4 protein-coding genes are annotated in these 4,254 nt (G+C 73.2%); 2 read left to right on the forward strand and 2 right to left on the reverse strand.

Annotated features, from left to right (window positions below; translation table 11 throughout):
• The first annotated feature begins 249 nt into the window (after positions 1 to 249).
• Positions 250 to 462 (forward strand): hypothetical protein, encoded by a 213-nt coding sequence (locus E4099_RS29740; RefSeq protein ID WP_135342213.1) that lies wholly within the window; start codon positions 250 to 252, stop codon positions 460 to 462.
• 34 nt (positions 463 to 496) lie between these two features.
• Positions 497 to 2,107 carry an FAD-binding oxidoreductase gene (locus tag E4099_RS29745; RefSeq protein ID WP_135342214.1) on the forward strand — a complete coding sequence of 537 codons (1,611 nt, stop codon included), beginning with the start codon at positions 497 to 499 and terminating at the stop codon, positions 2,105 to 2,107.
• A gap of 81 nt (positions 2,108 to 2,188) precedes the next feature.
• On the opposite strand, the gene E4099_RS29750 is transcribed toward E4099_RS29745, so the two are convergent.
• Positions 2,189 to 2,932 (reverse strand): phosphatase PAP2 family protein, encoded by a 744-nt coding sequence (locus E4099_RS29750; protein WP_135342215.1) that lies wholly within the window; start codon positions 2,930 to 2,932, stop codon positions 2,189 to 2,191.
• A 179-nt stretch (positions 2,933 to 3,111) separates the two neighbouring features.
• On the reverse strand, positions 3,112 to 4,119 hold the full coding sequence (locus E4099_RS29755; protein ID WP_135342216.1) for a C40 family peptidase: 1,008 nt from the start codon (positions 4,117 to 4,119) through the stop codon (positions 3,112 to 3,114).
• Positions 4,120 to 4,254: the final 135 nt, after the last annotated feature.

A 4,254-nucleotide genomic window follows, 5' to 3' on the forward strand; every position in this document is an offset into this window, starting at 1 on the left:
ACCGGGCCCTGGCCCGGCCGACACCCCGCCCCGACCAGCGGGACACCACCTCAGCCGCCCACCGCGGCACCACCCCGGCAGCCCGCCGGCCGCCGCCTGACGCAGGGGCGGTCCGCCCGCCTCCGCGCTGCTGGCTCACCATGCCCCGACCCCCTGGCCGTGCTCGGGCTCACGGTGTCCCCCGTGAGTTCTCTCCACGGTTCAACGATCCGGCCCCGGCCCCCGTCACGGCCCCGGTAGCGTTGTCCCGTGCTGGATCCAGCCGGCGTGGACCTCCCCGCCCCACACGACCACCAGGCCACCACCACGGAGCGCGGCTCCTTCTGCACCGCGCGCTGCAGCTGCGGCTGGTACGGGCCTGCCCGCCGGGCCCGGTCCCTCGCCCGCGAGGACGCCGCCGCCCACCTCCACCGGACCGCCGCGGTCGAGGGAACCGCGAACTTCCGTTCGCCCTCTGCATAAACGGGTAGCAGAGGCGACAGGAACGGAGGCCGCCATGAACAGGCGCACACTGCTGGCAGCCGGCACCGGGCTCACGGCGAGCGCCGCCGGGACGGTCGGCTGCCAGGACGGGACGGACCGGTCGGCATCCCACCGCACCACCCCCGCCGACGACGCGGACGCCGGGAGCGGGCCGAACACCCGGCCCCCGACTTCCGGCGCCCGGCCGAGCGCACCCCGCGGCACCGACTGGTCCGCCCTCGGCCGCGGGCTGCGGGGCCGGCTGATCCGCCCCGGCGACGCCGACTACGACACCGCCCGGCAGCTCTACAACACCCGCTTCGACCAGCTGCGCCCGGCCGCCGTCGCCTACGTCGGCAACACCTCGGACATCACCGAGTGCCTGGCCTTCGCCCGGCGCCACGGCATCCCGGTCGCCATCCGCAACGGCGGCCACAGCTACGCCGGCTGGTCCAGCGGCAACGGCCGCCTGGTCATCGACGTCTCCCTGCTGAAGTCGGTACGCACCACCACCGGCGCCGCCACCATCGGCGCCGGCGCCAAGCTGATCGACGTGTACACCCAGCTCGCCGCCCACGGCGTCACCGTCCCCGGCGGCTCCTGCCCGACCGTGGGCATCTCCGGCCTCACCCTGGGCGGCGGCCACGGCGTGGTTTCCCGGGCGTACGGGCTCACCGCCGACTCCCTCACCGGCGCCCGGATCATCACCGCGGACGGCCGGAGCCTGGACGTCTCCAAGGACCGCGAGGCCGAACTGTTCTGGGCGCTGCGCGGCGCCGGCGCCGGCAACTTCGGCGTGGTCACCGAGCTCCGCTTCCGTACCCACCCGGCCGCCGCGGGCGTCACCGCCTATATGACCTGGCCCTGGTCGAAGGCGGCCGCGCTGCTCCGCTCCTGGCAGGACTGGGGGCCCAGCCGGCCGGACGAGATCTGGTCCGCGCTGCACCTGTCCGCCGCCCCCGGCCGCACCCCCACCGTCTCCGTCAGCTGCTTCTCCCTGGGCACCTACACGGACCTGCAGAACGCCGTGGACAACCTCGCCGACCGCGCCGGCGGCCCCGGCCCCGCGCGCAGCGTCTCCCTGCGCCGGCGCGGCTATTTGGAGGCCATGCGGATGTACGCGGGCACCTCCACCGCCACCACCAGCCAGAGCCACCTGCCCGGACGCACCCCCGGCCGCAGCCCCGACGGCATACTGGCGCGGGAGACGTACGGCGCCCGCTCCGACTTCTTCGACCGCTCACTGACCGAGGCCGGCATCCGCACCCTGCTCGGCCAGCTCGAGCAGTACGGCCGCCGAGTCGGCGGGGGCGGCGCGGTCGCGATAGCGCTCACCGCCCTGGGCGGCGCCGTCAACCGGGTGTCCCCGCAGGCCACCGCCTTCGTCCACCGGCGCTCCCGGTTCCTCGCCCAGTACACCGCCTCCTGGGCGGCGGGCGGCTCGGGCAGCGCGCAGAGCGCCTGGCTGGACAGCACCCACACGGCGATGCGGCGGCACTCCTCCGGCCGCGCGTACCAGAACTACACCGACGCCGGACTCCGGAACTGGCGCAGCGCCTACTACGGCGACGCGGCCGGCCGCTTGGCCACCGTGAAGAAGCGCCACGACCCGAACCGCCTCTTCGACTTCCCCCAGGCCCTCTAGGGTCCCGGACGCCGAACGGCCGCCGCCTCCCTGGGAGGCGGCGGCCGTTCGGCGTTCCCGCGGCGGTGGGCCGGGCGGCGGTCAGGCGGCCAGGTCCTCGTCCCGGCCGCTGCGGCGCGGTTCCGGCAGCGGCGGCCGCGCGGACTCCCCGGCGGCGCCCTCCGGCGCGCCGCGACGCGGGGCGGCGTGCACCACCCAGGCCGCCCGGGACCCCCCGATCGCCCGCATCAGCGGCGTGAGCAGCATCATCGCCAGCGGGGCCAGCAGCAGGGCGACCGCGGTGCCCAGCGCGAAGCCGCCGATCACGTCCGTGGGGTAGTGCACGCCCATGTAGACCCGGCAGAAGCCCTCCAGCAGGGCCAGGCCGATCGCCGCCAGGCCGTACTTCCGGCTGGCCATGAAGATGCCCGCGGCGAGCGCCATGGTGAGCGTGGCGTGGTCGCTGACGAAGGAGAAGTCGTTCTTCCCGTCGACCAGGACCTCCAGGCCCTGGTGGTCCTTGAACGGCCGCGGCCGCTGTACGAAGTCGCGGATCGGGATGTTGGCGAGCAGCGCCAGCCCGGCCGCCAGCGGGGCCCACACCAGCCCGGCGACCGCGGCGGGCGCGTCGGCGGGCCGCTTGCGCACGCTCCACCAGGCGCCCAGCATCACCAGCGCCATGCCGAGGACGATGCCGAACTCGCCGACGAACTCCATGGCGCGGTCGAACCAGTGCGGGGCGTCCTTGGCGAGCCCGTTGATGTCGTACAGAAGCCCGACGTCAGGGTTCGACTCCGCCCCTCCCCTCAGCTCAGCCAAGGGGGACCCCAGTGCGAGTCCAGCCATAAGCCGCGGCCCCTTATCTCTTCCGTCCCGATGTGCAGCTGCCGGCCCCCGCTGGGTAGTGCTGCTCCTACCTCACTCCAAGGGAACGCCTCGATCACGCTCTGCGTTCCACCCTCCACCCAATGATCACCGTGACGTTATCGAAGGGTGACCGATCGTGGCAGTACAGGGCCAATGCTTCACGCAGCGTTCCCCCTGGGGAGCGCTTTCGCGCCATCCCGAGTCACGCGCGTCGCCCCGATGTAATCGGGCGTATCGATCTTGTCGAAGCGGATCACCGCTCCGGTGTACGGGGCGTTGATCATGTACCCGCCGCCGACGTAGATCCCCACATGGTGGATCGAGCGCGGGTCCCCCAGGTCATAGGCGAAGAACACCAGATCGCCGGGGAGCAGCTCGCTGCGCCGGGGGTGGGGTCCGGCGTTCCACTGGTCGTTGGCCACCCGCGGCAGCTCGATGCCGACCGAGTGGTACGCGGCCTTGGTGAGCCCCGAGCAGTCGAAGCGCCCGCCCTGATCCGGCGTGCCGTTCCCACCCCACAGGTAGGGGGTGCCCAGCTTGCCCTGGGCGAAGTAGATCGCCGCGGCGGCCTGGCGGGAGGGCGCCACCGGGGTCACCGGGGCCGCGAAGCTCTTGGCCAGGGTGGTGATGACCTTCACGTAGTTCTGGGTCTCGCGGTACGGGGGGACGCCGCGGTACTTGATCACCGCGTAGGCGCCGGCGTTGTACGAGGCCAGCATGTTGGCGGTGATGTCGCCCGGCACGTCCTTCACGTACTTGGCGAGCGAGCAGTCATAGGCGGCGGCCGACGGGATCGCGTCCCGGGGGTCCCAGATGTCCCGGTCGCCGTCCTTGTCGCCGTCCACGCCATGGGTGGCCCAGGTGCTCGGGATGAACTGCGCTATCCCCCTGGCGTTCGCCGGGCTCTGCGCCTTCGGGTTCCAGCCACTTTCCTGGTAGAGCTGAGCGGCCAGCAGCGCCGGGTTGATGGCGGGGCAGAGGTTGCCCCACTTCTGGACCAGCGGCTGGTACGCGGCCGGAACGGCGCCCTGCGCCAGGCCCACCGTCTGCCCGGCGGTGCCGGCCATCAGGTTTCCGGCCACCACGTAGGTGCCGATGACCAGCAGCGCGAGAAACGAAGCGCACAGCGCGGCACCGACGCTGACTCCCAGCCAGACCTTACGCACCCTGCCATCCTCCCCCATCCGTGGCCCACGCGAACGCGTTTCCGCACCGTACGGCGGAAATTGGTCGGTTACCGGCCCACCACGCCGCCCCAAGCACCCGTCAGGCCGCCCAACCGCCCCACACCAGTCCCACCC

It is taken from the genome of Streptomyces palmae (assembly GCF_004684805.1).
GTDB lineage: Bacteria > Actinomycetota > Actinomycetes > Streptomycetales > Streptomycetaceae > Streptomyces > Streptomyces palmae.

Excerpts from the sequence above, each read along its gene's own strand:
- E4099_RS29745 (WP_135342214.1), top strand. The coding sequence starts at position 497 with ATGAACAGGCGCACACTGCTGGCAGCCGGCACCGGGCTCACGGCGAGC.
- E4099_RS29750 (WP_135342215.1), bottom strand. The coding sequence starts at position 2,932 with ATGGCTGGACTCGCACTGGGGTCCCCCTTGGCTGAGCTGAGGGGAGGG.